Consider the following 25,609-nt stretch of genomic DNA (forward strand, 5'->3'; position numbering starts at 1 on the left):
AGAAAGAGATTGGAGAGAATGAAGTCGCAAGACTTTCTGTATGAAATTCTGAAGGTACATGAAATAAAAAGTATTGACATCAACCTGAATCTGTGTTAGGCTTGATGAGTACGCCGTGGTATACCAGGTGTTATTCCTCGATAGCTCAATGGTAGAGCACTCGGCTGTTAACCGAGGGGTTGTAGGTTCGAGCCCTACTCGGGGAGCTAATCTTATAAGGCCCCATGGTCAAGCGGTTAAGACATCGCCCTTTCACGGCGGTAACACGAGTTCGAATCTCGTTGGGGTCATTTAATTTAATATGCCGATGTGGCTCAATTGGCAGAGCAGCTGATTTGTAATCAGCAGGTTATCGGTTCGAGTCCGATCATCGGCTTTTTGCTGAAAAGCAAAAAATGGGTGGATTCCCGAGTGGCCAAAGGGGACAGACTGTAAATCTGCTGCGTAATGCTTCGGTGGTTCGAATCCACCTCCGCCCATTTCTTTTTTATTTATATCGCGGGGTGGAGCAGTCTGGAAGCTCGTCGGGCTCATAACCCGAAGGTCATAGGTTCAAATCCTGTCCCCGCTACTATTATGTAATATGCCCAGATAGCTCAGTTGGTAGAGCAGAGGACTGAAAATCCTCGTGTCGCTGGTTCGATTCCAGCTTTGGGCATGACTTTGAAAAGCTGAAATCATAACGATTTCAGCTTTTTCTTTTATCTGTAAAAAGATTGAAAGAAAATCAGATTCAGATGTTGATAAATAAGGAGTGTGCAGTATGGAGTTTAATGTTGGTCAGGTAATTAAGATGAAGAAGCCGCATCCATGTGGTGCAAATGAATGGGAGATCCTTCGCGTTGGTATGGATTTTCGTTTAAAATGTAAAGGGTGTGATCATCAGGTGATGGTATCGAGAAAACTGGTTGAAAAGAATTTTAAAGGTTTTATAGAATAGCAAAAAAGTATTGAAATAATGCTGAAATAATAGAAAAAATCCTTGCAACCCGGGAATTTTTATGATATTATTTTGTTCTGTGATGTGTTAATAATCATATATTTCCTTGCTCATATATCATATATGGGCCAGAGACCATAAGGAGGTGCAATTACATGAACAAGTATGAGTTAACTTTAGTAGTTAATGCAAAGATTGATGAGGATGCTAGAACAGCAGCAGTTGAGAAAGTAAAGGCTTACATCGAGAAAGCTAATGCAACTATCACTAATGTTGAAGACTGCGGACTTAAGAAGCTTGCTTATGAGATCCAGAAGATGGGCGAAGCTTACTATTACTTCATTCAGTTCGATGCAGAAGCTGATGTACCAGCACAGCTTGAAGCTAATGTTCGTATCATGGAGCCTGTTCTCAGATATCTTTGCGTTCGTTTAGACGCTGAGTAATAGGAGGAATTCCGTATGAATAAAGTAATTTTAATGGGTCGTTTAACAAGAGATCCAGAGATCAGATATTCTCAGGGGAATGATCAGATGGCAATTGCCAGATACACTCTCGCTGTAGATAGACGTTTTAACAGAAATGGTGATCAGACCGCAGATTTTATTAACTGTGTTGCTTTTGGCCGTTCAGCAGAATTTGCTGAAAAGTATCTGAAACAGGGTACAAAGATTGTGGCTACTGGAAGAATCCAGACAGGCAGTTATACCAATAAAGATGGAAACAAAGTATATACAACAGATGTTGTTATCGAAGATCAGGAATTTGCTGAGAGCAAAGGAAGTTCTTCATCAGATGGCGGAAGTTATCAGCCAGCTGGCAGACCTTCACCTGCAAATGCAAGCGCAGAAGGTTTTATGAGTATTCCGGAAGGTATAGAGGATGATTTACCATTCAAGTAAAGAAGGAGGTAAATACAATGGCTTATACAAAGACAGATAGAGCAGACGCTCCAATGAAGAGAAGAAATATTCGTAGAAGAAAGAAAGTATGTGTATTCTGTGCAGATAAGACTGCTGTTATCGATTATAAAGATGCAAACAAGTTAAAGAGATACATCTCTGAAAGAGGTAAGATTCTTCCTAGAAGAATTACCGGTAACTGTGCTAAGCATCAGAGAGCTTTAACTGTAGCAGTTAAGAGAGCAAGACAGATTGCAATTTTACCATACGTAGTAGATTAATCTATATTCATTGGTTACACCGTAAGGTGCATACAATCTGAAAAAATGAAGGATGGTTGTGAAGTGATTCACAATCATCCTTTTTTACATTAAATAAGCAAGGCATAGATTTTGTATTTACACGAAAATCTATGCCTGACTCGTTTAACGAAATATTGACGTCTTGAACCATCCGGGATTTAATTTTGATTAAAGATATTATATAATATAGAAGATATAGTAATATTATTAGATAAAAAACAAATGAATAATCAGGAATATGAAAAAGAGAATAGCACAAAAAGAATGCAAGGAGACCTCTATGGTAGAGAAGATCGTACAGATAGATCATATTACAAAAAAATATAAGGAATGTACAGTATTGGATGATGTATCATTGTCTATACGGATAGGAGATGTCATTGGGCTGGTGGGCGGCAACGGAGCAGGTAAAACGACATTGATGAGGGCGATTGCAGGAAGCATTCCGGTTGATTCGGGAGAAATCATTTTTTCAGGAGAACGAAGAACTCAGGATGTAGGAACGCTGATTGAGAATCCGAATATATATACCGATATGTCAGGAATCGAGAATCTTCGATATTTCGGCAGATTATTTGGGGTAGAGGATGAAACGGTATATGAGAGCCTGTTGCAGCAGATGGGGCTTGCAGAAGCTGGAAAGAAATTGGTTGGCAGGTATTCACTTGGAATGAAACAGAGACTTGGCATAGCGGTTGCAATGCTCGGTGATCCGAGGCTTTTGATCTTAGATGAGCCATTAAATGGTTTGGATGTACAGGGGATGCAGGATCTGGAAGAACGTCTGTTGGCAATGCATGAGAATCGGTCAATCGGAATATTGATCAGCAGCCATGTGATCGGCGAATTGGTAAAACTTTGCAATCGGTATCTGGTTATGGATCATGGCAGAATCTGTATGGAATATACAAGGGAAGAACTGCTTCAACAGGCAGGCAGCGAGGAAGCAGTTGAGAATTATATTATTACACGATTCCAGAAATCAATGTAAACAAATAGCATAAGTGTAGAAATAGAATATCAAATATTATAAAAAAATAACTATGGTAGATTCGGATAATAAAATAAATACAATAGGTTTAAATGGCAGGAGATTTGAATAACAAGAGATTTGAATAACAAGCTGTACAGAAAATAACAGGTAAGACGGAAAGGCAGGAAACAGATGATGAATCAGATCATTCGTGCAGAGAATTACAGAATCAGGAAGAATAAGACATTTCGTATTGCATGCATTGTGATCATTGGGATGGTATTGGTTGGATTTGGATTATTTTATGCTGCAACACATATTATATCCGGAGAACTGATGGAAGCAGCAGGTGGATACGATACGGATCTTAATGCATTTACAGATTTAAATCTGTTTGACTGTGCGGGAATTGCTGCTTCACTGATGCAGGTGCTTTCCATTTTATATGCGATTGTGATCACGATTATGATAGGGGCGGAGAAACGGAATGGGATCTATTCGCTGATGCTGGAACGCGGATATCAGGCATGTCAGATCTATATGGGTAAATTATATGAGACAACGGTGATAGCGGGCATCAGTTATCTTTTATATGTAGCAGTATCGTTGATTGCCGGGGCGATATTCTGGCATGGAACGATCGAACGCGAGGATGTGACAGGATTTATCCGAGTGTTTCTTTTAATGCTTGTTATGTATGTAGTTTCTTCCTATATCTATATGGCAGTTGCGATGAATGTAAAAAATGCAGGAATGGCAGTTGCGGTGAATCTCATTATTGTACTTTTATTCTCAACAGTGATAACAGGTCTGGATCAGATTCTTGCTGATGGAGATGTGTTTCTCCGCAAGTACTGGCTCTTATCCGCAATCGAACAGTTTGCCTATATCGATCATACAGATACAACTGTGCGGGAAACTATAACAGGATTGATAGAAGCGGTCGGCTATGGCGGGCTTGCGGTGTTTATTGGCAATACTGTATTTACAAAGAAAAAAAGATAAAAATAGAAAATGAACGCTGCCGGCTATGTGAAGATATTTGACCGATAAGCCTTATGATAAAGTGTGGTTTTCGTTGACAAAATAAAGGGATGCGTTTATGATTATTAAGAACTTTAATGTGGATGGAGTCTGTCCACAGGAAAGAATGCAACAGTGGAATACTTTTATATAACCAGACGCTGCATTATATCAACATTAAGTAATGAAAAGGAGTATATTATGGGTAAGTACACGAAAGCAGATATCTTAAGGATGGTAAAAGAAGATGATGTAGAGTTTATCAGACTTCAGTTTACAGATATTTTTGGAGACCTTAAGAATGTTGCTATAACTTCAAGTCAGATTGAAAAAGCACTGGATAACAAGATTATGTTTGATGGTTCTTCTATTGAAGGATTTGCAAGAATCGAGGAATCCGATATGTATCTCTATCCAGATTATGATACATATGAGACTTTCCCTTGGAGACCACAGCAGGGTAAGGTTGCCAGACTGATCTGTGATGTTTATAAGCCGGATGGCACTCCATTTGAAGGTGATCCAAGATATGTTCTGAAGAAAGCATTGAAGGAAGCTGCTGATATGGGTTACATGATGAACGTAGGTCCAGAATGTGAGTTCTTCCTGTTCCAGACAGATGAGAATGGCTTACCAACAACGAATACTTACGAGCGTGCAAGCTATTTTGATCTTGGACCACTTGATTTCGGTGAGAATGCCAGAAGAGATATGGTATTGACACTGGAACAGATGGGATTTGAGATTGAAGCTTCCCATCATGAGGTTGCTCCTGCACAGCATGAGATAGATTTCAAGTATGGCGAGGCATTAAAGACTGCCGACAGCATCGAGACATTTAAGCTCGTTGTTAAGACAATTGCCAAGAAGCATGGTCTGTGTGCTACATTTATGCCAAAACCAAAGTATGGCGTATGTGGTTCCGGTATGCATATGAATATGTCTTTATCAAAGGATGGCAAAAATATATTTGCAGATGATAATGATAAGCTTGGTTTAAGCCAGGAAGCATATTACTTCATCGCAGGTATCATGGAACATATGAGAGAGATGACAGCAATCACAAACCCATTAGTAAACTCTTATAAGAGACTGGTTCCTGGTTATGAAGCCCCAATTTATATTGCATGGTCAGCAAAAAACAGAAGCCCACTGGTTCGTATCCCAAGTGCAAGAGGAGCAGGAACAAGAGTAGAACTTCGTTGCCCGGATCCAACAGCAAATCCATATCTGGCAATGGCTGTATGCTTAAAAGCCGGATTAGACGGAATCAAGAGACAGCTTCCGCTTGTACCAAGTGTTGACAGCAATATCTTTGAATTAACAAGAGAAGAAAAGAAAGCAAGACACATCGAGAGCCTTCCGGCAAACTTAAGAGAAGCTGTTTTATGTATGAGAGACAGTGACTTCATGAAGGAAGCACTTGGTGAGCATATCTTTACACGTTACACATCAGCAAAATTAGATGAGTGGAACGAATATACCAGACAGGTCACTGACTGGGAGATCAGCAATTACCTTTACAAAGTCTGATCAGAAGCCGGTATGTTTAAGTAAAACCGAAGAAGAACAAGGAGTAATACAGACACCCATTTTATGGGTGCCTGTGTTGCTATATTATAGAATCAATTTGTTCCATGAAAATATAAGGAACTGAAACTGGTCGGGTGAGAGGTTGCTGTTTTGGTAAATGTAATTGTACTATTTGCAAAAATAGAAGAAGCAAAGAGCATAAAAAATCTTTTGGTTCGACATGGAATCAATGTAACTCAGGTATGTACGACCGGAGCACAGGCGGCGCAGGCAGCAGATGCGTGTGATGATGGTCTTATTATATGCGGATACCAGTATCCGGATATGTTATTTTCGGAGCTGGCGGCAAATATACCGGATTATTTTGATATGCTTGTGATTGCATCTCGTGTGCATTACGAGGCGTGTAGAGAAAGTGGAATTACATGCCTGCCGATGCCACTTCGTACACAGGATTTTATCAATACTGTTTCACTGATGGTTGAAAATATTCTGTGGGAGCGTAAGAAACGCAAGACAAAACCAAAGGAACGTACAGAAGAAGAAAAAAAGGTAATTAAGGCTGCAAAACTGAAATTAATGGATGATAATGGATTTGATGAGCAGGGCGCTCATCGGTATCTGCAGAAAAAGAGCATGGATAATGGTATCAATATTGTTGAAATGGCATATATGATACTGGAACATACAGCACTGTTTTAAGGAGGCACGAATATGAAGTTTACAAAGATGGAAGGTCTTGGAAACGATTATGTGTACATAAATTGTTTTTCAGAGAAGGTAGAAAATCCTGAGAAACTGGCGATTGCCATGAGTGACCGGCATTTTGGTGTTGGAAGTGATGGAGTGATCCTGATTAAGCCATCCGATAAAGCAGATTTTACAATGGATATGTATAATGCAGACGGTTCCAGATCTGAGATGTGTGGAAATGGTATCCGTTGTGTAGGAAAGTATGTATATGACTATGGACTTACCGATAAGACGTCGATATCTGTAGAGACACTTGCCGGAATCAAATATCTGGATTTTGTGATAAAGGACGGCAAGGTTGATATGGTAACAGTTGACATGGGTGCACCGATCCTCAAGGCAGATCAGGTGCCTGTGCGTTCAGATAAAGAGCAGGTGATTGATGAGAAGATCACAGTAGCAGGTGTGGATTATCATATGACCTGTGTATCCATGGGAAATCCACATGCAGTTATGTTCGTAGACGATACAGAACATTTCCCGTTGGAGGAAGCTGGTCCGTTATTCGAGCATCATGAAGTATTTCCGAACCGTGTGAATGCGGAGTTTGTTCAGGTGATCGACCGTCATACTGTAAAGATGCGTGTATGGGAGAGAGGAACCGGAGAGACACTGGCATGCGGAACCGGAGCATGTGCAACAGCCGTTGCATGTGTATTAAATGGCAAGACAGATGATGAGGTAACCGTAAAATTATTAGGCGGCGATCTGATCATCCGCTTTGATAGAGAGAACAATAAAGTATACATGACAGGTCCTGCCAGGGTAGTTTTTGACGGCGAGACTGACAGATTTTAGGAGGAAATGACATGTTTAAGGCAAATGAGAATTATCTGAAGCTTCCGGGAAGTTATTTATTTTCAACAGTAGCAAAGAAACAGAGAGAGTACAGTGCGGCACATCCTGATAAGAAGATCATCCGTTTGAGCATTGGAGATGTAACACAGCCGCTTGCTCCTGCTATTATTGAGAGACTTCATTCGGCTGTAGATGAGATGGCGGTAGCAGAGACATTTAAGGGTTATGCACCGGATCTTGGATATGAATTCTTAAGAAATACCATCGTAAAGAATGACTATATTGACCATGGAGTTGATATTTCTGCTGATGAGATCTTTGTAAGTGATGGTGCAAAGAGTGATTCTGCAAATATTCAGGAGATTTTTGCACCGGAAAGCAAGATTGCTGTATGTGATCCTGTTTATCCTGTTTATGTAGATTCAAATGTAATGGCAGGCAGAACCGGAACTTATGATAAAGAGACCGGACTCTGGAGCGATGTGATCTATATGCCTTGTCTGGAGGAGAATGGATTTGCACCGGAATTCCCGAAGGAGGAGCCGGACATTATCTATCTGTGTTTCCCAAATAATCCGACAGGAGCAACCATCAGCAAAGCACAGCTTCAGGAATGGGTTGACTACGCAAATAAGATCGGAGCTGTGATCATTTATGATGCAGCATACGAAGCATATATCAGCGAAGACGATGTACCACATTCCATCTACGAGTGTGAAGGTGCAAGAACCTGTGCGATCGAGCTTCGAAGCTTTTCGAAGAATGCAGGATTTACCGGAACTCGTCTTGGATTTACAGTTGTGCCAAAGGATCTGAAGGATGCAAATGGTGTTGCACTTCATGGTTTATGGGCAAGAAGACATGGAACCAAGTTCAATGGTGCTCCATATATTGTTCAGGCAGCAGGAGAAGCTGTATATTCAGAAGAAGGTAAGGCACAGACAAAGGCACAGATCGCATATTATATGAATAATGCCAAGGTGATCTATGATGGATTAAAGGCAGCAGGCTATTCTGTATCCGGTGGCGTGAATGCACCATATATCTGGTTAAAGACACCGGATAAGATGACTTCATGGGAGTTCTTTGATTATCTGCTTGCAAATGCAAATGTCGTAGGTACACCGGGATCAGGCTTTGGACCGAGCGGTGAAGGGTATTTCAGACTGACAGCATTTGGTACATATGAGAATACAGTAGAAGCGATCGAGAGAATTAAAGCGTTATAATAGCGGGGTGCAATTAACTATATAATTGTGGAGGTAGCAAGATGAAAGATAATGGGCTGTTAGTGCAGTATTTTAATGCAAATACACCTGCTGATCAGACATTATGGGCAAAAGCAGCAAAAGATGCAGTGACATTGAAGAAAATCGGTGCAACAGCAGTATGGTTTCCGCCTGCAACTAAAGGGGCAGCGGGAAAAGAAGATATGGGTTATGCGCCATATGATCTGTATGATCTGGGGGAATTTAACCAGAAAGGGTCGGTTGGAACCAGATATGGTACAAAGAAAGAATATCTGGAAGCAATTGACGCGATGAAGGCACAGGGAATCAATGTATATGCAGATATTGCAGTCAGACAGAAGTTAGGTGCAGATTCTGTGGAGAAGGTTACGGCAGCGGATTTTAATGCCAAGGATATTCCACAGATGATCGGTAATAAAAAGATAGTAGGAGCCTTGTCGAAGTTCACCTTCGCGGGCAGAAGAAGTAAGTATTCTAAGTTCAAATGGAATTGGAATCATTTTGCCGGAATTGACTGGCAACAGGATGATTTTAAGAAACGTGTCTGCGAGCTGTCAGGTATGACAGAGGAAGAAGCGGAGAAGAAATATAAACTCAGCAAGTATGATTACATCATTGGCAGTGAACTTGATCTGTATAATCAGGAAGTATATGATGAATTAATGACATGGGCAAAGTGGTATGAGGATGTGACCGGAGTGGACGGATTCCGTTTTCAGGAAGCAGAGAAGGTTCCGGGATGGTTCATCAGAGACTTTGCAGAAGCTGCTTCGAATGCCGGAGAAGAAGAAAAAGAGATCTTTACGGTAGGAGACTTCTGGCACTGGAGATGTGACTATATCAATGATTACATTGCGTCTGCGGACAATCAGCCATCTATGTTTGATGTGCCGCTGCATTTCAGTTTCCATGATGCATCAGTTGCAGAAGGAGAATATGATCTGAGCCGGTTACTGGATGGTTCCATGATGATGAGCAATCCTGCAAAGGCAGTTACATTTGTAGAGAATCATGAATCACAGCCGGGCGGTGTGCTGGAATCTGCTGTAGCAGAGTGGTTTAAACCACTGGCATATGCGATTATCTTATTAAGAGAACAGGGATATCCTTGTATGTTCATGGGTGATTATGAAGGCATTCCTGCGGCTAAGATCAAGTCCAGAAAGACGGTTATGAACAAGCTGTTAAAGCTTCGTAAGAAATATGCATACGGAACACAGCATGACTACTTTGATCATCCGGATGTTGTCGGCTTCACCAGAGAAGGAGATGCAGAGCATGAGAATTCCGGTCTGGCAGTTATTATGTCAGATGGGACCGGCGGAACAAAGCGTATGTATGTCGGCAGACAGTTCGCAGGCTGCCATTTCGCAGATGTAATGGGAAATGCAAAGTATGATATCCGTATCGATGAAGAAGGCTGTGGCGAATTCTATGTAAACCGTCAGGGACTTGCGGTCTGGATCAAAAAAGATTGCAAATTATAAGAAATTGAGTTATCATATTAATACTTTAGATTGTAAAAGTGCATGAAAGTCTGAGGATGATCCGGATTTTCACAGCATAAGAGTGGCAAAGGAGTATGAGTTATGGGAAAGACAGTGCATACAGAAGCAGTCCGTGATCTGTTTGAAGCAATACTGACATTGGAGACAGAGGAGGAATGTTTTAATTTCTTTGAAGATGTTTGTACGGTAAATGAATTGTTGTCCATAGCCCAGAGATTTGCGGTTGCGAAGATGTTAAAAGAGGATAATACTTATCTGGAAGTTGCCGAGAAGACCGGCGCATCGACAGCAACGATCAGCAGAGTAAACAGATCTCTTAATTATGGTAAAGATGGTTATGAACTTGTATTCAGCAGAATGAATCTGGATAAAGAGAAGAAAGATTCGGAATAACAACATATAAAACAGGAAATCCTCCGGGAATGGATCAAGACGATCCGTTCCCGGAGGATTTTGTTTGTCCTACGACCAACCTATGTCTGCGCAGGCACTACGGCAAACAGGAGTACTGTGCCAAATGACATCAAGCGAAGATTTCGTAATAAATTGCATATATCAGCAAATATGGGTGCTTGTTTGAGCCGTCAGGCGAGTTAGCACAGGAATATTTGCGAATCAGATATATGCAGTTTATAGAAATCGAAACGAGTCATTTACACAGTACTCCTGTTTGCCGTAGTGCCTGCGCAGACATAAAATTGATCGGACAGACATTGGTCTGCCCGACCATGCGGGAAGAAAATCCCATATATATTTGGTATTAGGAAGCGGAGCAGGATTTAAAGGGTATTTATAAAGCGCATGAATGCTTCTCTGCCTTCTGTGGTATTTTTGTATACACCGGAGCATTCCAGAACTTTTGAGAATACCTTGCCGATCTCGTTCTGGATGATTCCATGGATATTTTCCTGAGTAATGTCATAAGCTCCGATCCATTCATCTACCCAATCTGCATGTTTTTCGATGGTTTCATTTGCGCGGATGTCCTTGTGGTTTAATATTGCATCCTCAAGCTCTGCCATTTCGCCTTTTAATCTTGCAGGAAGAACAGCCAGACCCATAACCTCGATCAGACCGATGTTTTCTTTTTTAATATGATGATACTGGCTATGTGGATGGTAGAGTCCCATCGGACATTCTTCGGTTGTGATATTGTTACGAAGTACCAGATCCAGTTCAAACAGATCTCCATGCATTCTTGCGATAGGAGTAATTGTGTTATGTGGAGTATCATCTGTGTAAGCGTAGATATAAGCAGCTTCGTCCGTATAATTTCTCCATGCTGTCAGGATGTGATCTGCTGCATCTGCGATACGTGCAGGATCGGAACCCTGAAGACGGATAACAGACATAGGCCATTTGACGATACCGGCTGTCAGGTCTTCGTAACCAGGTAAGGTAAAGTTTGATTCATATGGAGCCTTTGCCATTGCAAATGTATAGCCGCCACCCTGAAAATGGTCATGGCTTAAAATGGAACCGCCAACGATCGGAAGATCGGCATTGGATCCGGCTGTATAGTGAGGAAACAGTCGGACAAAATCAAGCAGCTTCACGAATGCGGCATGGTCGATCTTCATTGGAGTATGGTTAGCATTAAAGATGATACAGTGCTCGTTATAGTATACATAAGGGGAGTACTGTAAAAAATATGCCTGTCCATCTAAGGTGATAGGCATGATTCTGTGATTCTGCCTTGCAGGATGTGAGAAATGTCCGGCATAGCCTTCGTTTTCACGGCAGAGCAGACAGGCTGGATAACCGGATTTCTTTGCCTTTCCGGCTTTTGCGATATCTCTTGGATCCTTCTCCGGCTTGGACAGATTGATCGTAATATCGATCGGACCGTATTCCGTTTCCGTAACCCATTTTTCATCCTTTGCGATACGGTCTTCACGAATATAGTTTGTAGCCTTGCTGAAAGCATAATAATAATCCGTTGCTTTCTTTGGGGATACAGCATATTTATCAGCAAATATTTTCCGTACAACGGATGGAGCAGGAGTGAGCATACCCATGATCTTTGTATCGAAAAGATCACGGTTTGTGATCGTGTCATCCTCCATCAGTTTATGCCGGTATGCATAATCTAACATATCGTTTAGGATATCAACGAGCGGACGGGATGGGATCTCGGCCGGTTCGGTGTATTCCTGAATGTCGAATAACTCTAACAGACGGTTTGTAACATATATTTCGTCTGCGGGATCTACGAGTCCTTTATTTAAACCATAAGTAACTAATTCTTTGATATATGTTTCTATCATAATCGTAACCTCCCATAAAATTTGTTATTATATCGTGAGCATAGCTCACTCAATGCATTCCGCAAAATCAGCATCCTTGCGAGCAAATAATTTTGCGTTCATTATATCATGTGCTTCGCACATTCTATGCATTCCGCAAAATCAGCCCTCTTGCAAGCAAGTGATTTTGCGTTCATTATATCGTGAGCTTAGCTCACTCAATGCATTCCGCAAAATCAGCCCCTTGCAAGCAAGTAATTTTGCGTTCATTATATCATGTCGTCTGTTTTACAGTACCTGCATACCGCCGTATTTGCGGATCTTCAGTACATGACAGGAGCCTTCGCCAAATACATGATCCATAGCCTGACGATAAGTTTCAACAGTGTCATTTTCTACAAATGCCTGAATGGTTCCGGCAAAACCACCGCCGTGAACACGGCTTACTCCGTGGCTTCCAAGTGTGATATCACTGACAGCCAGAGCAACAGATACATTCTGAGCCTGAATGTCTTTATTTGTATATACGTTCTGCAAATATTTGAAAGAAGAATCGCCGGATGCTTTAACAGCCGCGAGAAATGCCGGCATATCACCTTTTTTCAGGGAAGCAGCCTGAATTTCTACCCGTTTTACTTCTTCAAAATAGTGAAGGGCACGAAGCAGGTAACGGTCGCCGAGTTTGGTGCGGATATCAGTCATGTGGTCGATGATATCCTGTTCACTTAATTCGTTTAATACCGGTTTGCCAAGCATCTCCGCAACGGCACACATCTCGGCAGGAACTGCAGCATAGTCAGCAGTCAGATCTACATGGGAGCCCTTTGTATCAGTGATACAGAGACTGTAACCGCTCTTTGCCATATCAAAGTCGATCTTTTCAACAATAGGATCGGCCGGATCTGCAAAGTCGATATGTACAAGATTTCCGACGGAAGATGCCATCTGATCCATCAGACCGCAAGGCTTTCCGAAGTATACATTTTCTGCATACTGGCCGATGATCGCAATCTCGATTGCAGATACGGAACCATTATTATAAAGTCCCGACAGGATGGTTCCGATGATTGTTTCGAATGCTGCAGAAGATGAAAGACCGGCACCGATCAGTACATCACTGGTGATATATGCTTTGAAGCCGCCAACAGCGTGTCCGCGTTCCTTTAATCCGGCAGCAACACCCTTGATCAGAGCCATTGTTGTTTCTTTTTCACTTTCTACAAGAGAGAGGTCGGATGTGTCGATTGTAATGAGATCATATCCGTCTGAGATAACCTGGATCTTATCATCGGAAGTCTTTGCAACGATGGCAATCGCATCCAGATTGATAGATGCGGCAAGTACCTGACCGTGCTGATGATCAGTATGATTTCCACCTACTTCACTTCTGCCCGGAGCGGAGAAGATAGATACCTCTGTGTCTCCGAAATCTTTGATGAATTCCTGAAGAGCGGCGATATATCTGCCATTCTGATAAGCGAGCAGATGCTCATCGACATAGATATCGGTTAATAATTCATTGTACTGTTCTGATTCAAAGTCTTTTATTAGTTCAGATGCATGTTTCATATGTTTATCCTCCTGATCATACATGATAATTGATGTGCTTATATCTGTACGGTGCGTAAATGTGTGTTTACTTGTACAGATGTGTCTGTTTTTCTAAGTCTGTTTGTTCTTTATAGTGACAGGATAACATATGTTTAGTAAAATGTCAACAATACTTTAGTAAAGATTTACTGAAAAAGTAATTGAAAAATAAAAAAAAATCTGTTACACTAGGTTGGTAAAAATATAGTAAATTTATCCAATAAATATGGAGTAAAGAGGTATATTATGACGACAATCAAGGATATTGCGAGATGGGCAAATGTGTCACCGGCTACAGTTTCAAGAATTTTGAACGATGATCCGACATTAAATGTTTTACCGGAGACAAAGGAAAGAGTCCTTCGGGCAGCGAAAGAATTGCATTATACAAAGAAAAAGTCAGCCAGATTAAAGAAATCATTCCAGCTTGGGCTTGTGCTTTGGTTCTCTGCAGAAGATGAGATGAAAGATAGCTATTATCTGTCCGCAAGAAAGGGAATCGAGGATTTCTGTATCAGCCAGTCGATTGAACTGGTTCGGGTATTTCGGAATGACAGCAACTATCTGGACATGCTGCGTGGTTGTGATGGAATTATCTGCCTGGGTAAGTTTGCGCAGGAGGAAGTAAAATCATTTATAGAGATATGCAGTAATATTGTATTTCTGGATATGAAGGTGGAGCATTATAATATTACTTCCCTAACGATGGACTTTAAACAGGCAGTAAGGGATGTGCTTGATTATCTGTACCATCTGGGACATCGCAAGATTGGATTTATGGGTGGTAAAGAGTATGTGGGAAATCATGAGCTTCTGGTTGATCCAAGACTGGAAGAATACATTGCATATATGAAAGAAAAGGATCTTCCATACGAGAAATATCTGTATGAGGGAAACTTCAATACATTCTCCGGTTATGAGATGGGAAAAGTGATAGCAGGATCTGACGAACGTCCAAGTGCAATCTTTGCAGCCAGTGATGCACTTGCGGTAGGAGCATTAAAGGCATTCAAGGAAGCGGATATGGAAGTGCCGGAGGATATTTCACTTGTTGGCTTTAATAATACAGAGCTTAGTGAGTATACAGTTCCTGCACTTACAACGGTAAATGCTCCGGCATATGATATGGGACAGCATGGAGCAAACCTGATCTACGCTGCATCAAACCTTAGTATCCGTACTCCGTTAAAGGCTGAGATCCCATGTAATCTCATCGTCAGGGAATCCTGTATGGAATACACAGAAAAATAAAATTTAAAAAATGATTGATAAATTGCGCAAAAGTTGCTTGTTTAAATACAAGAGTTGCGCAAAACATTGCGCTACACTAAGAGAGAACAAGTGAATACAATGGATGATATGTCACAACTACAGAGAGCAGTTGAAAATCATAAGATTGATGGATTGATTCTTGGACGGACACTGATCCGGGATGATAGAATCAAATATTTAAAACAGACGGATCTTCCATTTGTAGCGATTGGAAGCACGGAAGAACCGAATGTTGCGCAGATCGATAACGATCATATCGCAGCCTGCCGGGAATTAACCTCCATTCTCATTATGAAGGGAATGAAGAAATTTGCATTGATTGGTGGGGACAGCAATCATGTAGTCAACCGGACAAGGCGAGAAGGCTTTGAACAAGGTATTACCGGTGCCGGACTTATGATAGAAGATATGAAAGTATATATGGATTGCGTTGACAGATCAAATGTCGAGATGGCAGTAGAAGACAGTATGCGCCACATGGTCGACTGTATTGTCTGCATGGATGATGGTATCTGTAACTGGGTGCTGGACAAGCTTAGAAAAGAAGACATATCTGTTCCGAAATAGATTAAGGTTGCTTCTTTTTATAACAGCGCCCTGTTTGAAAATAACCGCCCAGCGATCACATCATTACAGTATGACCCAAAAGAACTTGGTAAAACAGCCGGAGAGACACTATTTCGGATGATCGAAGGTGAAGATATCGCAGACCGGATTTTATTAGGATATGAAGTGACACTGAAAGGATCTACGCAATAGATCAGGCATATAGAATGTATGCAAACCGTTGAAACCTTGAGGTTTTAACGTGAACATAAATACCCCCCTCCTTTAAAGAGAGCCTTATTAAGCTGATGATAAGGCTCTCTTTTGTGTTGGGTTAGAATGATATAAGTCCGGCTTCCTGTCTGATTATATAAACGCATGACTCATTTCGTTTCTATTCGATACACTCACCTATTTATCAGCAGTCGCCCAAACTCACCCTGCGGGTTCAGACATGGGCTTGGCGCTGACGGTTAGAGTGCATCTCATTACGAAACTGCATGAATGTTATTGCTTTTTATATAATCAGACAGGTAGCCGGGCTTATATTAGTTAAGTATTTCTCAGAAAGAGAGACTTATTTGCTACTTGCGCAAACTGTTGCACCATATTTTGGAAAAAACTATTAAAAACACGCAACTATCTGTTTGAATAGATAGATGTATTTGTAATATAGCACATAAAAATAGGTTAAAAAACTGATCAAAATGTATAAACATGCTATGATTCACAGATAGCAAGATATGAAGCAAGAGGCCTTGGACCATCTAACATCGAAGCATCAAATTCAGATGTAGTACAGGCAGATCCGGCTATCGCAGCACTTGCAGCACAGGCAGCATATGCTACACCACAGCGTGTTGGTAACAATTACTGGGATCCTGCAAAGACACTTGGACAGATGCAACAGAGCCTTTTTTCATTCATTTTAGTTATAAAGAAATACAGCAAGCGTGGCTTGCTGTATTTCTTTATAGTACAATCTGAAAGTTTTATTTTATCTTTTTATTAGTTGACTTGAAGCTGACAGATGTATCGTTTGCTTTTGTCTTTCCGGCTGTGGCGGCTTTCTCTGCAGCTTTTGCTTTCTCTGTGTTTTTTATTTTTTGTTCATTTTTCTTTAATGTCTGTTCCTGAACGGAATGCATGTCATCAATCAGGTGCTCGATGCACTTCTTCTTAACATAGACATCAACGGACAACATAGAGACCATACACATATCGTGAAGATAAGCGTCTGTTTCCGGATCATACATATCGGATGCCTTATCATAGGTGGATAAGATGCTTTTGATTATGTCATTATAGTTATCGATCTCGTAATTGAATAATTTGCGGTAGACCTCTTCGATGTTGACCGGTGATTCACCGTTATAGCAGTCGTTGTTATTCATCGGGGCAAGAAGTGTCTGAATATCAGTGATACTTACAAAGTTCTTGAGGTAGTAAATATACAACAGCATGATCAGATGATCCTTGGAGTAACGCTTCTTGTCGGGTGGCGGGAGAAGGTTGTTTTTCGTATAATTATTGATCATGGTCTTTGTCATGGTCTTGTCATCGTCACTTCGTTTATTAGCGTTCAGCTTATCCTCCATAAAGGTTGTTAACTGATCCATATACAGATCGATCTCAGGTATATCATCCGGATCGATGTAACTCAGAGAAGTTGCAATCTGTAATAATTTTTTTCTGCGAGTAATATTTTTATTCATTAGAATCTCTCCCAAACATAACCAAATCTGTATGAATTCTATAGGAAAGTCCTGCTTTCATGTAAACGATATGAAATACAGGACTTTATAACCTTAGTATTCTATTATATAGGAATAAAAATCACAACACAAGCATTTTGACAGAATTTTTAAAATTAAAAACTCAAACTGAACAGACGTATGTGTGTCTATGTTATGATGCTCTTTTTAGATGGCAGTTTTTAAGAACAGATTGGATTATTCGTTGTTGCTATCAATATCAGTATTCGGCTTTGGTAGAATTTCGAGCAGAACTCGTGAAACACGATTTTTATCTAATTTTGTTACCTTGCAGGATATCACACCATCAGATGCTGTATCTCCAACGGATGGAAGGTGATCTAATAACTGAATGATATAACCACCGATAGAATCATAATCTTCAGATTCGATATCCAGATCCAGCGCATCGTTCAGGTCGTCTAATTTGATTCCGCCATCAATGCTGTAATGTGTATCATCTATTTTCACAATATTATTATGCTCTGCATCATCGTATTCATCCTTGATATCACCGATTATTTCTTCGATCAAGTCCTCCATAGAGATCAGACCAACACAGACGCCATATTCATCCAGCACGATACCGATGGAATTTGAACTGGATTTCATGTTTGCCAAAAGATCATTTGTTTTTTGAAATTCATAAACATAGAATGGTTCGCGGACGATGTTTGTTACGTCAAAATTGTTGATGTCATGGGTTGCTTTATAAAAGAACAGATCTTTTACATGCAGGATGCCGATGACATTATCACGAGAATCCTTATAAACAGGAAGTCTGGTGTAAGGAACCTCCATATACTGCTTCAGCAGTTCATCATAAGTAGCGGTAACAGGAACCATGGTCACATCGGTACGGGGAATCATAATATCACGAACACGGGAATCTCCGAAGTCCACTACGTTTGTGATCATTTCCTTTTCCTTGTTCTCGATGACACCTTCTTCCTCACTGACGTTTACCATGGTGATCAGTTCATCTTCGGTAATGGATTTGGCACTTTCGTTTGTATCCATATGTAAGATCCAGAAAATAACATGAGAGATCTTGTTTATGATGAATACAAATGGGGTAAAGATATATACCAGAAACTGTACGACGTCCACATAAAGTATTGACATTTTAACACTGTTATTTTGGGCAAGCGTTTTCGGTGTGATCTCACCAAATAACAGGATCAAAAGGGTGAGGATTCCGGTTGCGATTCCGACTGCCTTGCTTCCGAATAAATTAGTGGTAAGTGTTGTTGCAAGAGCGGAAGCTGAAATATTCACGATGTTATTACCTATTAATATTGTGCTGATCAGTTTGTCGCTGTTAGAGATCAGTTTAAGAACTCGGGCAGCACGTTTGTTCCCGCTATCAGCCATTGAACGCAGGGTGAATTTATTGACAGTTGTAAGAGCTGTTTCGGCAGAAGAAAAGAATGCCGATAACAGGATTAATAGAATAATTGTAATTAACTGGATAATTGTACTGGGGTGCAAAAAAATCATCTCCTAAAAATATTTTTGCTTTTGATTGTACAGAATAGAGAAAAGCTTGTCAAGAACAGAACGACTAAGAAATGGTGGTTTTATATAAACATTAGACTATCCGGTAGTGTTCGGAATAAATGAAGGAGAAGATGCAGATACTAATGCATGTAGATGATAATAGACAGTTATGCAGATACCATTGCCTGATGTTGTTGTTGCATGACCGGATCTATGAAATCTGCGATAAAGACTGACAAATGTCAAGGAGGTAAGAACGATGAGAAGTTCAACAGAAACCTATCATGAGGTAGCAGAACGTTGCAGTGCTTATGAAAAGACATGCCATTGCAACAGCATGACCAACAAAGCGGATGGTGAAAAGAGCTGCTTAAACTGTTCCCATTTCAGTAAGGACAAACATTGCAAATTAGATCTTTATGATCCGATTGTAAAGAATCTGAAATAACAGGAAAACAAAACAGAAGGGTTCACCCCTGACCGGTCAGCCGGAAAAGACTTGCCAAATTAGCCTTTTCCGGCTTTTTTCAGGTGCATACGTTCTTTTCATAATTGACACATATTCAACTAGTTGATATACTTTTAGATTAGAAAAATGGAAAGGTATGTGTATCGATGATAAGTGCAAATAACGTAACATTAAGATTTGGAAAGAAAGCTTTATTTGAAGATGTAAATATTAAATTTGTACCGGGTAACTGCTACGGACTGATCGGAGCAAACGGAGCCGGTAAATCAACCTTTTTGAAGATCCTTTCAGGAGAGATCGAACCATCAAAGGGTGATGTCACAATGGATGAGGGGGAGCGTCTGTCTGTATTACAGCAGGATCACTACAAGTTCGATGAATACACAGTACTCGATACTGTTATCATGGGAAACAAGCGCCTGTATGAGATCATGAAAGAAAAAGATGCGATCTATGCAAAAGAAGATTTTACAGATGAAGATGGTATCCGTGCTTCCGAACTTGAGGGCGAATTTGCTGATATGAACGGATGGGAAGCAGAATCCGATGCGGAGACTTTGCTAAATGGCCTTGGTGTGGATACAGAATATCATTATATGATGATGAAAGATTTGGATGGTGGACTGAAGGTTAAGGCACTGCTTGCGCAGGCGTTATTTGGCAATCCTGACGTTCTTCTTCTCGATGAGCCTACGAACCATCTGGATATGGATGCGATCGCATGGTTGGAGGAATTCCTGATCAACTTTGAGAATACCGTTATCGTGGTATCCCATGACCGTTATTTCTTGAATAAGGTATGTACTCAGATCGCCGATATCGATTATGCAAAGATCCAGTTATATGCCGGTAACTATGATTTCTGGTATGAGTCCAGTCAGTTGATGATCAAGCAGATGAAAGAAGCAAATAAGAAGAAGGAAGAGAAGATCAAGGAATTACAGGAATTCATTCAGAGATTCTCGGCAAATGCTTCCAAGTCCAAACAGGCAACCTCCAGAAAGAGAGCACTGGAAAAGATCGAACTGGATGATATCAAGCCATCCAGCCGTAAATACCCATATATTGATTTCCGCCCAAAGAGAGAGATCGGAAATGAAGTATTGACCGTATCTCATATTTCAAAGACAGTAGAAGGCGAGAAACTGTTAGATGATGTATCGTTTACAGTAGGACATGATGACAAGATTGCATTTGTCGGACCAAATACAAAGGCAACAACAATGCTGTTCAAGATCCTTGCGGGAGAAGAAAAGCCGGATGAAGGAAGCTTCAAGTGGGGCGTTACAACTTCACAGGGTTATTTTCCGAAGGACAACACAAAGGAATTCGATAATGACCTGATCATCGTAGACTGGCTGACACAGTATTCGGAAGAAAAGGATGCAACTTATGTACGAGGCTTCCTTGGAAGAATGTTATTTGCCGGCGACGATGGTGTTAAGAAGGTAAAGGTTCTGTCCGGTGGAGAAAAGGTTCGTTGTATGTTATCCAAGCTAATGATCATGGCTCCAAACTGCCTGATCTTAGATGAGCCTACAAACCATCTGGATATGGAATCTATTACAGCATTGAATAATGGACTGATCAAGTTCCCGGGTGTTATTCTGTTCTCATCACAGGATCATCAGTTCGTACAGACAACAGCAAATCGTATTATCGAGCTTACCAATACAGGTCTGATCGATAAGCAGACAACATATGATGAATATCTGGCAAATGATGAGCTTGCAAGAAAACGTCAGATCATGAACATGGATGTTGATGGAGAAGATTAAGAATAGAAGTAAAGATGGCAGACAGGGGTGTTTCATATGAAGATGAGATTAGAAAAGCCTGAGATTGCAAAACGGGCAGGCGAAGAAGGAAAGATTTATTCGTTTGGCAAGGAAATATGGCGGTTTATTCTGGTATTCCTGATCGGAAGCTTTATTGCAGGTTTGATCCCTGCGATATATGAAATGTATCTGTTTCTGTCGGATGTGGAAATGTTCGACCAACTGCAGCGGCTGTTTTTAAATGACGATTCATCATTTTCAGATATGATGGAATTGGCAACCAATATGACAGACGGAATGTATATACTTACATTATTCTGTACACTGATCCTGATCATTTCTGTTCTGGTCTATTGTAATAAGATAGAAAAGCGCTCCTATTATTCCATGGGAATTATTAAGAAAGATGGAGCAAAGCATTATGTACAGGGCTTGCTTGTTGGTGCGATATCCTTTTCTCTTTGCGTACTTGCAGGTGTTGCTCTTGGATTTGTAGATATTAAGGGATGGAATCAGAACTGCAATCTGCTGATCGTGCTTTTATATTTTATCGGATTTCTGGTACAGGGCTTCAGTGAGGAGATTGCATTCCGCGGATATTTTATGATAAGTCTGATGAAACGAAGCTCGGCAGTAAAAGCTGTTCTTGTGAATTCACTGGCATTTGCATTCTGCCATATGCTAAATCCCGGACTTACAGTTCTTGCTTTCTTCAATCTGATGTTGATCGGAATATTCCTGTCACTCTATGTGATAAAAACAAATGATATCTGGGGTGCGGCAGGCTACCATAGTATGTGGAATTTTGTGCAGGGAACCTTCTATGGAATCTCTGTCAGCGGAACCAATGTAGGAAGTGCTGTTCTTTCCTCTGAGATCAAACCGGGAAATATATTCCTGACGGGCGGTAAATTCGGCATGGAGGGCAGCATTGTGGCAACCATCGTGATGGCAGTAGTCTTAGTCCTCGGAATGTTTTACTATAATAGAAAAGAAACAAAACAGAATATAGCTGAATAGAAGAAGATCACACAGGGCTGCCTCCGGAGTGAATCCGTTGTATGAATATATCCACTATAATATGACGTTTGCGAGGATTTCGTCGCAAGCAACACATTGCCAGTAAATACGGGTGCTTGTCTGAGCCGAAGGCGAGTTAGCACAGAAGTATTTACGAATCAGGCATGTGTTGCGAGCAGAAACCGCAGCAAGTCATTTATAGTGGGTATATTCATATAACGGATCGCTCTGGAGACAGCCCTGTGTGATCTCCTTCTATATAGGTATTATTTATAGCTCCAATCCGAGATCGAAGATGAAGTTACAGATCTGCTTGACACGCTTCTGGTTGTCTTCGGATACGCCGGGGAAACAGATGTAGACATCATCGTAGCCCGGATTCAACTTCTTTGCAAAGTCGGTATCACTGATGTTGATCGCGTATGGAGCACTCTTTCCTGTGTAAGCAGGAGAAGTTGTGATCTGATCATTATAATCAGCAGTGAAAATATCATACAGATCGGAAGGTAAGGCTTCACCCAGTGTATGAATGATCGAACTTTCACTTAGGTATTCCAACCCGCGTTTATTTGTAATGATAATATCGTAGTAGTTTTCATCACATAGAGTAGGAAATGCAATGTAGTTTCCGCTTTCGGCATCTTTGGATACTTCATTGGTGCTGGTGCTTGGATCATACTTCAGATCCAGAACCTTCTGAAACTGATAATTGTCATCAAAACCATAGTAGTTCCAATAATCAGTTTCTATGACAGAGGAATCAAGTGCTTCCAGATCTTCGCAGTTTACAACTGCATAGGAGAGTGCAATCGGTTTGTTGCCACGGAAGAATGCAACTACGATCAGACTGATTGCGATGATCACGATCAGCGGCAACAGGATCTCCATCTTATATGCATATAAAAAGTATTGTAACTTTTGCACAAAGGTCATTCCTTCGGTAGTTTCCTTTAATCGTTTTCTTTTTGCTGCCCGGCGCTCTTTACGGGACATCGTTGCAAATTCCAGTTTGTCCTCAATCTTAAGATCTTCCTTTGGTGGAACCTTGCGGGGATCTTTGAACTCGTGCGGCTGATCCTGTTTGTTTTCAATATTCTGTGCTTTTGCCGGTTCCTTCTTTTCGACGGCAGTCTGAGTATTGACAGTTTCCTGTTTGGTTTCGATATTTTGTGCCTTAGCCGGTTTTGCTGTTTGTACAGCAGTCTGTTTTTTTACCTGCGCCTGAGAATTTGCGGCGACATTGTTGCTTTTCTTCTTTTTCTTTTTACTGTTGCCCATATTGTTTCCTTTTCTTCTTATATAATAATGATAAGTATAACACAGATGGAAATGGATAAAAAGGAGCAGGTATGGTAAAGAGTATGAAAAAAGAATGAAAATATAAGAAATGAAATATAAAGAATATGTATTTAGCAGATCATAAAGATGAGTACCTGATAAAAACAGAATTGGCGATGTGTGTTGTGGTAAAAACGTATACATTTTAACAAATACGCATTGACTATTGTGTACAGACAGAGTTATATAGAAAGAGAAATGCAACAATGTGAAAAATGAGACAAAGGAAAAGAAAAAGTTTAAATTGTATGTCAATTGAGCTAAAATTGTAGAAATAGTATAAATACCCCATGTCGCAAATTGGTAAATTTTTTTTAACGAAAATTTAAAAATGTACAAAAAAGATAAAAAAGAATAAAAAAGGACTTGCCAAATTAGATAATATGTCCTATAATAAGCCTATGTTGACAAGGAAATTTGTCAATAATATCTTAAGAAAGCCACATACATAATCATGTTTGACATATTGTGTAAATGATAAGTTAATCAGATCATGTATAAAAGTGGCAGGCATTCCAGTAAATAATACAGATGCAGATGTCAATCCGCAGAAGTATGAATGAAAGGAATAGCACACATATTTTAAAAGGAGGGTTTTTTTGTGAGAAAAATCAAAAAAGCATTGGCTCTTTCATTAGCACTTGCTATGGGATTATCACTTGTTGCATGTGGTGACAAGGATGATTCAACAACAGAGCCAAAATCATCAGAAGCAACATCAGAGGCAGCATCATCAGAGGATGCATCATCAGAAGAAGCATCATCAGAGGACGCTTCAGGAGCAGCTAAGATTGAAGCTCCTAGCACAGATGGATGGGATGACAGCAAGAAGATCTACGCTTATTCATGGGATGAAGATTTCTCAAAGAAGCTGAACATCGTTCTTGACAAGTTCCCAGAGTACAAGGATTACGTTGAGTTCGTAACACTTGGTCTTGGTGGAACATCAGATGACTACAAGACAGCTATTGATACAGCTCTTACAAGCGGAGACAAGTATCCTACACTTATCCCAGCTGATAACGATGTAGCTAAGTACTGGTCAGAGGATGATTCAAAGACGGCTAATCTGTATGACTTAGGTTTCACAGATGAGATGCTTGCTAACTCATACGACTTCGCTAAGCAGTATGGTACAACAAACGGCGAGCTTAAGTGTGTAACATGGCAGGCAACAGCAGGTTCTGTATACTACAGAAGAGACATCGCTAAGGAAGTTCTTGGAACAGATGATCCTGCAAAGGTTCAGGAAGCACTTGCTTCATGGGATAAGTTCTTCGAGACAGCTGAGACATTAAAGGCTGCTGGATACAAGATCGTGTCTGGTGCTCCTGATGTTAAGTATGCTATCTGGGATACTCAGTCACAGCCTTGGGTAACAGATGATGGTTCAAAGGAAACTCTTACACTTGACAAGTCAGTTACAGAGTATCTTGAGACAGCTAAGAAGATTTACGATGGTGAATATTCAAACAACACATCTATGTGGGATAATTCATGGGCAGCAGATATGAAGGATGATTCTAAGGTATTCTGCTACTTCGGATGTCCTTGGTTCATTGGTTCAATGCAGGGTAATGGTGCTACAGATGGTAACTGGGGAGCTGTTACAGGCCCTACATCTTATCACTGGGGCGGTACATATGTATGTGTAGGTAAGGATACAAATAACCCTGAGTTAGCTGCATTCCTTCTTTACGAATTAACATGTGATCCAGACGTAGGTGTTGAAATCACAAACAAGACAGGTGACTGTGTAAACAACAAAGAAGCTAATGCTAGACTTATCGCTGGCGAACTTAGCGCTGACAATGCAGCAGCTAAATTCCTTGGTGGTCAGAATCCTATCGAAGTATGGGCAGCATCAGCAGAAGGTATTAACCTCAGCAACTTAACATACCAGGATGCTTCAATCAAGGCATTTATTGATGAAGCTTCTACAGCATACAATTCAGGAACATACAAATCAGTTGATGAAGCTGTTAAGTATATCCAGGATAAGTGTGCATCAGAATTAGGTATTTCAGCTGAATAATCCCTAAAAACTGATTAAGTAACACAATTTGCACGCATCAGTAATGAAAGTTGCTGGTGCGTGTGTACTATAAACAATT

Annotated in this window: 25 protein-coding genes and 6 tRNA genes; 25 read left to right on the forward strand and 6 right to left on the reverse strand. The window is 40.6% G+C overall.

The genetic code is table 11. The features are described 5' to 3' along the window. The first annotated feature begins 134 nt into the window (after positions 1-134). The 18 genes from CLOL250_RS05390 to CLOL250_RS05470 all read left to right on the forward strand — a co-directional run bounded on the left by CLOL250_RS05390 (position 135) and on the right by CLOL250_RS05470 (position 10,375). Positions 135-206, forward strand: a tRNA-Asn gene (locus tag CLOL250_RS05390). A gap of 12 nt (positions 207-218) precedes the next feature. Then, positions 219-290, forward strand: a tRNA-Glu gene (locus CLOL250_RS05395). Positions 291-303: 13 nt separating this feature from the next. Then, positions 304-376, forward strand: a tRNA-Thr gene (locus CLOL250_RS05400). A gap of 21 nt (positions 377-397) precedes the next feature. Next, a tRNA-Tyr gene (locus CLOL250_RS05405) sits at positions 398-479 on the forward strand. 18 nt (positions 480-497) lie between these two features. Continuing rightward, positions 498-571: transfer RNA gene (locus CLOL250_RS05410), tRNA-Met, on the forward strand. 14 nt (positions 572-585) lie between these two features. Beyond that, a tRNA-Phe gene (locus CLOL250_RS05415) sits at positions 586-658 on the forward strand. Positions 659-763: 105 nt separating this feature from the next. Further along, positions 764-940 carry a DUF951 domain-containing protein gene (locus tag CLOL250_RS13540; protein ID WP_008401217.1) on the forward strand — a complete coding sequence of 59 codons (177 nt, stop codon included), beginning with the start codon at positions 764-766 and terminating at the stop codon, positions 938-940. 155 nt (positions 941-1,095) lie between these two features. Then, the gene (gene rpsF / locus CLOL250_RS05420) at positions 1,096-1,386 is read left to right on the forward strand and encodes a 30S ribosomal protein S6 (protein WP_008401218.1); all 291 of its coding nucleotides are present in this window, start codon (positions 1,096-1,098) and stop codon (positions 1,384-1,386) included. Between the two features lie 15 nt (positions 1,387-1,401). Beyond that, positions 1,402-1,842, forward strand: coding sequence for a single-stranded DNA-binding protein (locus CLOL250_RS05425; RefSeq protein ID WP_008401219.1), 441 nt, complete (start codon positions 1,402-1,404; stop codon positions 1,840-1,842). A gap of 17 nt (positions 1,843-1,859) precedes the next feature. Continuing rightward, positions 1,860-2,123 carry a 30S ribosomal protein S18 gene (gene rpsR / locus CLOL250_RS05430; protein WP_008401221.1) on the forward strand — a complete coding sequence of 88 codons (264 nt, stop codon included), beginning with the start codon at positions 1,860-1,862 and terminating at the stop codon, positions 2,121-2,123. 259 nt (positions 2,124-2,382) lie between these two features. Continuing rightward, positions 2,383-3,135, forward strand: coding sequence for an ABC transporter ATP-binding protein (locus CLOL250_RS05435; protein WP_008401222.1), 753 nt, complete (start codon positions 2,383-2,385; stop codon positions 3,133-3,135). Positions 3,136-3,309: 174 nt separating this feature from the next. After that, the gene (locus CLOL250_RS05440; RefSeq protein WP_008401223.1) at positions 3,310-4,122 is read left to right on the forward strand and encodes an ABC transporter permease; all 813 of its coding nucleotides are present in this window, start codon (positions 3,310-3,312) and stop codon (positions 4,120-4,122) included. Between the two features lie 219 nt (positions 4,123-4,341). Next, positions 4,342-5,673, forward strand: coding sequence for a type I glutamate--ammonia ligase (glnA, locus tag CLOL250_RS05445; RefSeq protein ID WP_008401224.1), 1,332 nt, complete (start codon positions 4,342-4,344; stop codon positions 5,671-5,673). A 150-nt stretch (positions 5,674-5,823) separates the two neighbouring features. Further along, the gene (locus CLOL250_RS05450) at positions 5,824-6,375 is read left to right on the forward strand and encodes an ANTAR domain-containing response regulator (protein WP_008401225.1); all 552 of its coding nucleotides are present in this window, start codon (positions 5,824-5,826) and stop codon (positions 6,373-6,375) included. 12 nt (positions 6,376-6,387) lie between these two features. After that, complete coding sequence (gene dapF / locus CLOL250_RS05455; protein ID WP_008401226.1) at positions 6,388-7,224, forward strand: diaminopimelate epimerase; 837 nt, start codon at positions 6,388-6,390, stop codon at positions 7,222-7,224. A gap of 11 nt (positions 7,225-7,235) precedes the next feature. Continuing rightward, positions 7,236-8,453 (forward strand): LL-diaminopimelate aminotransferase, encoded by a 1,218-nt coding sequence (locus CLOL250_RS05460; protein WP_008401227.1) that lies wholly within the window; start codon positions 7,236-7,238, stop codon positions 8,451-8,453. Between the two features lie 41 nt (positions 8,454-8,494). Further along, complete coding sequence (locus CLOL250_RS05465) at positions 8,495-9,961, forward strand: alpha-amylase (protein WP_008401228.1); 1,467 nt, start codon at positions 8,495-8,497, stop codon at positions 9,959-9,961. A gap of 102 nt (positions 9,962-10,063) precedes the next feature. Continuing rightward, positions 10,064-10,375 (forward strand): YerC/YecD family TrpR-related protein, encoded by a 312-nt coding sequence (locus CLOL250_RS05470; RefSeq protein ID WP_008401229.1) that lies wholly within the window; start codon positions 10,064-10,066, stop codon positions 10,373-10,375. Between the two features lie 386 nt (positions 10,376-10,761). On the opposite strand, the gene galT is transcribed toward CLOL250_RS05470, so the two are convergent. Together galT and CLOL250_RS05480 are read right to left on the reverse strand one after the other, a co-directional pair. After that, entirely contained in the window at positions 10,762-12,249 is a 1,488-nt protein-coding gene (galT, locus tag CLOL250_RS05475; protein ID WP_008401231.1) for a UDP-glucose--hexose-1-phosphate uridylyltransferase, read from the reverse strand. Positions 12,250-12,516: 267 nt separating this feature from the next. Beyond that, a complete protein-coding gene (locus CLOL250_RS05480; protein WP_044945231.1) occupies positions 12,517-13,797 on the reverse strand; it encodes a galactokinase in 1,281 nt (426 codons plus the stop codon). 267 nt (positions 13,798-14,064) lie between these two features. On the opposite strand from CLOL250_RS05480, the gene CLOL250_RS05485 reads away from it, so the two are divergent. The 3 genes from CLOL250_RS05485 to CLOL250_RS14390 all read left to right on the forward strand — a co-directional run bounded on the left by CLOL250_RS05485 (position 14,065) and on the right by CLOL250_RS14390 (position 15,849). Further along, positions 14,065-15,069, forward strand: coding sequence for a LacI family DNA-binding transcriptional regulator (locus tag CLOL250_RS05485; protein ID WP_008401233.1), 1,005 nt, complete (start codon positions 14,065-14,067; stop codon positions 15,067-15,069). A gap of 99 nt (positions 15,070-15,168) precedes the next feature. Continuing rightward, a complete protein-coding gene (locus CLOL250_RS05490; protein ID WP_008401234.1) occupies positions 15,169-15,657 on the forward strand; it encodes a substrate-binding domain-containing protein in 489 nt (162 codons plus the stop codon). Then, positions 15,658-15,849, forward strand: coding sequence for a substrate-binding domain-containing protein (locus tag CLOL250_RS14390; protein ID WP_084770662.1), 192 nt, complete (start codon positions 15,658-15,660; stop codon positions 15,847-15,849). Between the two features lie 507 nt (positions 15,850-16,356). Here the strand turns inward: CLOL250_RS14390 and CLOL250_RS14135 are convergent. From CLOL250_RS14135 to CLOL250_RS05500, 3 genes are all read right to left on the reverse strand, one after another. After that, positions 16,357-16,506 carry a hypothetical protein gene (locus CLOL250_RS14135; RefSeq protein WP_274922244.1) on the reverse strand — a complete coding sequence of 50 codons (150 nt, stop codon included), beginning with the start codon at positions 16,504-16,506 and terminating at the stop codon, positions 16,357-16,359. A gap of 122 nt (positions 16,507-16,628) precedes the next feature. Then, the gene (locus tag CLOL250_RS05495; protein WP_008401236.1) at positions 16,629-17,351 is read right to left on the reverse strand and encodes a DUF1836 domain-containing protein; all 723 of its coding nucleotides are present in this window, start codon (positions 17,349-17,351) and stop codon (positions 16,629-16,631) included. Positions 17,352-17,588: 237 nt separating this feature from the next. Beyond that, a complete protein-coding gene (locus tag CLOL250_RS05500; protein ID WP_008401237.1) occupies positions 17,589-18,890 on the reverse strand; it encodes an HlyC/CorC family transporter in 1,302 nt (433 codons plus the stop codon). Positions 18,891-19,149: 259 nt separating this feature from the next. Here CLOL250_RS05500 and CLOL250_RS05505 point away from each other — a divergent pair, with 259 nt between their 5' ends. From CLOL250_RS05505 to CLOL250_RS05515, 3 genes are all read left to right on the forward strand, one after another. After that, positions 19,150-19,338, forward strand: coding sequence for a hypothetical protein (locus CLOL250_RS05505; protein WP_008401239.1), 189 nt, complete (start codon positions 19,150-19,152; stop codon positions 19,336-19,338). A gap of 167 nt (positions 19,339-19,505) precedes the next feature. Continuing rightward, positions 19,506-21,137 (forward strand): ABC-F family ATP-binding cassette domain-containing protein, encoded by a 1,632-nt coding sequence (locus CLOL250_RS05510; protein ID WP_008401240.1) that lies wholly within the window; start codon positions 19,506-19,508, stop codon positions 21,135-21,137. A 36-nt stretch (positions 21,138-21,173) separates the two neighbouring features. After that, the gene (locus tag CLOL250_RS05515) at positions 21,174-22,157 is read left to right on the forward strand and encodes a CPBP family intramembrane glutamic endopeptidase (protein WP_008401241.1); all 984 of its coding nucleotides are present in this window, start codon (positions 21,174-21,176) and stop codon (positions 22,155-22,157) included. 270 nt (positions 22,158-22,427) lie between these two features. Here the strand turns inward: CLOL250_RS05515 and CLOL250_RS05520 are convergent, their stop codons facing one another. Then, positions 22,428-23,435, reverse strand: a complete 1,008-nt coding sequence (locus CLOL250_RS05520) for a hypothetical protein (RefSeq protein ID WP_008401243.1) — start codon at positions 23,433-23,435, stop codon at positions 22,428-22,430. Between the two features lie 661 nt (positions 23,436-24,096). Here CLOL250_RS05520 and CLOL250_RS05525 point away from each other — a divergent pair. Then, entirely contained in the window at positions 24,097-25,530 is a 1,434-nt protein-coding gene (locus tag CLOL250_RS05525; protein WP_008401245.1) for an ABC transporter substrate-binding protein, read from the forward strand. Positions 25,531-25,609 lie beyond the last annotated feature (79 nt).

Source organism: Clostridium sp. L2-50, from assembly GCF_000154245.1.
In the GTDB taxonomy this organism is placed as follows: Bacteria; Bacillota; Clostridia; order Lachnospirales; family Lachnospiraceae; genus Coprococcus.

Excerpts from the sequence above, each read along its gene's own strand:
- CLOL250_RS05480 (WP_044945231.1), bottom strand. The coding sequence starts at position 13,797 with ATGAAACATGCATCTGAACTAATAAAAGACTTTGAATCAGAACAGTAC.
- CLOL250_RS05490 (WP_008401234.1), top strand. The coding sequence starts at position 15,169 with ATGGATGATATGTCACAACTACAGAGAGCAGTTGAAAATCATAAGATT.
- CLOL250_RS05505 (WP_008401239.1), top strand. The coding sequence starts at position 19,150 with ATGAGAAGTTCAACAGAAACCTATCATGAGGTAGCAGAACGTTGCAGT.
- rpsR (WP_008401221.1), top strand. The coding sequence starts at position 1,860 with ATGGCTTATACAAAGACAGATAGAGCAGACGCTCCAATGAAGAGAAGA.
- CLOL250_RS05510 (WP_008401240.1), top strand. The coding sequence starts at position 19,506 with ATGATAAGTGCAAATAACGTAACATTAAGATTTGGAAAGAAAGCTTTA.
- galT (WP_008401231.1), bottom strand. The coding sequence starts at position 12,249 with ATGATAGAAACATATATCAAAGAATTAGTTACTTATGGTTTAAATAAA.
- rpsF (WP_008401218.1), top strand. The coding sequence starts at position 1,096 with ATGAACAAGTATGAGTTAACTTTAGTAGTTAATGCAAAGATTGATGAG.
- CLOL250_RS05515 (WP_008401241.1), top strand. The coding sequence starts at position 21,174 with ATGAAGATGAGATTAGAAAAGCCTGAGATTGCAAAACGGGCAGGCGAA.
- dapF (WP_008401226.1), top strand. The coding sequence starts at position 6,388 with ATGAAGTTTACAAAGATGGAAGGTCTTGGAAACGATTATGTGTACATA.
- CLOL250_RS05440 (WP_008401223.1), top strand. The coding sequence starts at position 3,310 with ATGATGAATCAGATCATTCGTGCAGAGAATTACAGAATCAGGAAGAAT.
- CLOL250_RS05425 (WP_008401219.1), top strand. The coding sequence starts at position 1,402 with ATGAATAAAGTAATTTTAATGGGTCGTTTAACAAGAGATCCAGAGATC.
- CLOL250_RS13540 (WP_008401217.1), top strand. The coding sequence starts at position 764 with ATGGAGTTTAATGTTGGTCAGGTAATTAAGATGAAGAAGCCGCATCCA.
- CLOL250_RS05495 (WP_008401236.1), bottom strand. The coding sequence starts at position 17,351 with ATGAATAAAAATATTACTCGCAGAAAAAAATTATTACAGATTGCAACT.
- CLOL250_RS05465 (WP_008401228.1), top strand. The coding sequence starts at position 8,495 with ATGAAAGATAATGGGCTGTTAGTGCAGTATTTTAATGCAAATACACCT.
- glnA (WP_008401224.1), top strand. The coding sequence starts at position 4,342 with ATGGGTAAGTACACGAAAGCAGATATCTTAAGGATGGTAAAAGAAGAT.
- CLOL250_RS05500 (WP_008401237.1), bottom strand. The coding sequence starts at position 18,890 with ATGATTTTTTTGCACCCCAGTACAATTATCCAGTTAATTACAATTATT.
- CLOL250_RS05460 (WP_008401227.1), top strand. The coding sequence starts at position 7,236 with ATGTTTAAGGCAAATGAGAATTATCTGAAGCTTCCGGGAAGTTATTTA.
- CLOL250_RS05470 (WP_008401229.1), top strand. The coding sequence starts at position 10,064 with ATGGGAAAGACAGTGCATACAGAAGCAGTCCGTGATCTGTTTGAAGCA.
- CLOL250_RS05435 (WP_008401222.1), top strand. The coding sequence starts at position 2,383 with ATGAAAAAGAGAATAGCACAAAAAGAATGCAAGGAGACCTCTATGGTA.
- CLOL250_RS05520 (WP_008401243.1), bottom strand. The coding sequence starts at position 23,435 with ATGGGCAACAGTAAAAAGAAAAAGAAGAAAAGCAACAATGTCGCCGCA.
- CLOL250_RS05485 (WP_008401233.1), top strand. The coding sequence starts at position 14,065 with ATGACGACAATCAAGGATATTGCGAGATGGGCAAATGTGTCACCGGCT.